The following is a 3,620-nucleotide window of genomic DNA, read 5'->3' as shown; positions in this document are numbered from 1 at the left end:
GCGCGGGACGTTCACAAAGCCCGCCGCGCAGCCGATCAGCGCCCCGCCGGGGAAAGCGAGCGTCGGCACCGACTGCCAGCCGCCCTCATTGATCGCGCGCGCGCCATAGCTCACCCGCCGTCCTCCTTCGAGGATCGGGCGGATCGCTGGGTGCTGTTTCCAGCGCTGGAACTCTTCGAACGGCGACAGATGCGGGTTGGAATAGCCGAGCCCGACCACGAAGCCGAGCGCGACCTGATTGTTCCCCTGATGATAGAGGAAACCCCCGCCGACCTCTCCCGCCAGCGGCCAGCCCTGCGTATGGATCACGCGGCCGGGCACATGCTTGGCGGGATGGATGTCCCAAAGCTCCTTGAAACCAAGACCATAGACCTGAAACCTGCCGTCGGCTTCGAGATCGAAGATCCGCTTCGCTTCCTTGGTCAGGCTGCCGCGCGCGCCCTCGGCGAACAACGTATAGCGGGCATGCAGCTCGATCCCCGGCTGATGATCCGCGCGATAGGTGCCGTCGCGCGCCACGCCCATGTCACCCGTCGCGACGCCCTTCACCGCGCCGTCGCCGTCGAACAGGATCTCAGCCGCCGCGAAGCCCGGGAACACCTCGACCCCCAGCTCCTGCGCCTGGTCCGCCAGCCAGCGGCACAAATTGCCGAGCGAGCCGGTATAGGTGCCCTTGTTCGACATGAAGCGCGGCATCAGCAGGTGCGGGATCGGCCAGCGGCCCGTCTCGCTCAGGAACCAATGCTCATTCTCGGTCACCGGCACGTCGAGCGGGCAGCCGCGCGTCCGCCAATCGGGGATCAGTTCGTCGAGTGCGATCGGATCGATCACCGCGCCCGATAGGATGTGTGCGCCGACCTCCGATCCCTTCTCCAGCACGCACACCGTGAGATCGGGCGAAAGCTGCTTCAGGCGGATCGCCGCCGCGAGCCCCGCAGGGCCCGCGCCGACGATGACCACGTCATATTCCATCGTCTCGCGGTCTGACACTTGCTCTCCGTTACGGCCGCTTCGGTCCGGTCGTCGTATCGTCCGAACGTCTTGTCATAAAGCCGCTGCGCGCAGATTGACGCGTTCGTCAACCATGCAGTCTAACGCGGCGGCAAAGCGGGGTTTCCTTAAGATGGTCGATGGCGTCGCGTTGAGCGCGCTTGATTGGTGGGCGGAAGCGGGGGTCGACGTGCTGGTCGATGACGCCCCGCGCGACTGGCTGGCCCCCGCCCCGGCGATCGAGCGCTCGCCTGTGCCGGGGGTGCCCGCATCTGCCCCAACCCCCCTCCCCACGCCCGCGACGGCCCTACCGGCCGATCTCGCCGCCTTCCGCGCATGGCTGCTCATCGACGCGGCCGTTCCGGGGCCCGTGGCCGCCCGGCTCGACGCGATCGGCGATCCGGCGCAGGGCGACGTGGTCGTGGTCGACATGCCGGAGGCGGAGGATCGCGCGGCGGGCGCGCTGCTCTCCGGTGAAGTGGGGACCTTGTTCGACCGGATGCTCGGCGCGATTGGGCTGGCCCGCGCGTCGGTCTATCTGCTGCCGCTGTCGCCCGCGCGGCCCAGCATCGGCCGGCTGCGCGAGGCGGATCTCACGGCGCTGACACCGTTGCTCCACCACCATCTCGGCCTCGCCGCGCCCCGCCGCCTGCTCCTGCTCGGCGACGCGCCGGCACAGGCCTTGCTCCGGGCTCCGGCCGCGCGCGCGCGCGACGCGGTGCATCAGGTCGAGATTGGCGGGCGGCAGGTCGCCACGGTGGCTTCCTTCGCGCCCCGAATGGTGCATCAGAGCCGCGATTACCGCCAGCCCGTCTGGGCCGATCTCCAGCGGTTCATCGCGCTGTGAAGGGGGCTTTGGTCCTCGCGCTCGCGGCGTGCGCCGTCGCGCATCCGGCGACCGCCGCCGAACTGGCCCCGCTGGCAATCCCCGCCCCGTCGTCCGCTCCCCTCCTGCCACAGCAGGTGGCGGCGGCCGACCGGCCCGCCTTCCAGCGCCTGTTCGCCGCGCTGCGCACAGGCAACGGGACGGAGGCCAAGGCCCTGCTCGACGCCGCGCCTGCCGGCCCGCTCGCCGATTATGCCCGCGCCCGCCTGCTCGCGCAGGGCACGCTGCCCGTGGATAGCGCCGCCATTGCCGCCTTGCTCCGCGACGACCCCGCTCTGCCCGACGCTCCCACGCTCGCGAAGCTCGCGGGGCTTGGCGCCGGCGCGCTTCCCGCTGAACAGCGGCTGGTGCGGCTGGCAGGGCCGAGCAAGCGCGCCCGATCGCGCCCCACGCCGGGCGGCGACCGCCTCGAACGCGCCGCGCAGCCGCTTCTCCGCGCGGGCAGCCCCGCCTCTGCGGAGCCGCTGATCGAGGGCGCGGCCGGCACCCTCCCGGCCGAATGCCTGACCGAATGGCGCTATCGCCTCGCCTGGGCTTATTATCAGGCCGGCGACGACGCCTCCGCCCGCCGCGTCGCGACGCTGGCGCAGACAGGCGCGGGCGAATGGTCGGTCGACGCCGCGTGGGTCAACGGCCTCGCCGCCTATCGCGCGGGCGCGCATGCAGACGCGGCCATCGCTTTCTCCCGCGTCGGATCGAATGCGAGCGAGGCGGAAACCGCCGCCGCCGGCCGCTTCTGGGCCGCGCGCGCCTTCACTGCCGCCGGCCAGCCCGAGCGCGCAAAGCCGCTGCTGGAGGGCGCCGCCGCGCGCGAGCAGACGTTCTACGGCCTCCTCGCCGCCGCCATGCTCGGCCGCGAGACCGGGCTGGAGGAGCCGCAGCCGGGCCAGTTCGACGCCCTGCTCCGCCGCGCGCCGTTCCGTACCGCCGCCGCTCTGGTCGAAATCGGGGAGACCGATCTTGCCGACGCCCTTCTGCGGCGGCAGGCGCGGATCGGCAGCCCGGCCGAGCATGGCGCGCTGATCGCCTTCACCGCCGCGCTCCATCTGCCCGCGACGCAGGTCTGGCTCGCGCAGAATGCCCCCGCCGGCGCGCAACTCACGCTCGCCCAGCGTTATCCGCTTCCCGCGTGGAGCCCGACCGGCGGCTGGCGCGTCGATCGCGCGCTGGTACTGGCCCATGCGCTTCAGGAATCGGAAATGCGGGTCGACGCGGTCAGCCCCGCCGGCGCGCGCGGGCTGATGCAGCTCATGCCCGCCACCGCGCGCCTCGTCGCCCGCCATCGGGGCGAGAGCGAGGATGTGGTGCAGCGCCTGTCCGATCCGGCGCTCAACTTCGAATATGGCCAATCCTATCTGCAGGAACTGGCCGATAGCGGCACCACCGGCGGGCTGCTGCCCAAGGTGATCGCCGCCTATAATGCCGGGCCGAACGCGGTCGCGCGCTGGGCGACCTCGCCCGCCGTCGCCGCCGACCCGCTGCTCTTCATCGAATCGATCCCCTATGCGGAAACGCGCGGCTACGTCGCGATCGTGCTGCGCAATTACTGGATCTATCAACGGCGGATGGGCGTCTCGACCAGCAGACTCGCAAACCTCGCGCGCGGCGAATGGCCGCGCTTCCCCGTGCGCGCCGCGCAGGTTGCCGGCACGGGCGCGCTCGTCGCCGGCGCCAATTGATGCCGATCGACGAGAGCGCGGCCTTCCTCCCCGTTCGTATCGCCGTCCTCACCGTCTCCGACACG

3 protein-coding genes are annotated in these 3,620 nt (G+C 71.5%); 2 read left to right on the top strand and 1 reads right to left on the bottom strand.

Features of this window, described 5'->3' with window-relative positions; translation table 11 throughout:
- On the bottom strand, nt 1–990 hold a 990-nt coding region (locus ACOJSF_RS12845), incomplete at its 3' end, for an NAD(P)/FAD-dependent oxidoreductase (RefSeq protein WP_420142593.1).
- Nucleotides 991–1,141: 151 nt separating this feature from the next.
- On the opposite strand from ACOJSF_RS12845, the gene ACOJSF_RS12840 reads away from it, so the two are divergent.
- Complete coding sequence (locus ACOJSF_RS12840; protein ID WP_420142592.1) at nt 1,142–1,837, top strand: uracil-DNA glycosylase family protein; 696 nt, start codon at nt 1,142–1,144, stop codon at nt 1,835–1,837.
- An 8-nt stretch (nt 1,838–1,845) separates the two neighbouring features.
- Complete coding sequence (locus ACOJSF_RS12835; RefSeq protein WP_420142591.1) at nt 1,846–3,555, top strand: transglycosylase SLT domain-containing protein; 1,710 nt, start codon at nt 1,846–1,848, stop codon at nt 3,553–3,555.
- The last annotated feature ends 65 nt before the right edge of the window (nt 3,556–3,620 follow it).

Origin of the sequence: Sphingomonas sp. (genome assembly GCF_048594985.1) — a bacterium.
Lineage (GTDB): Bacteria > Pseudomonadota > Alphaproteobacteria > Sphingomonadales > Sphingomonadaceae > Sphingomonas_I.
Note: the sequence above shows the minus strand (reverse complement) of the source record. Positions and strands in the feature narration are given on the sequence as shown.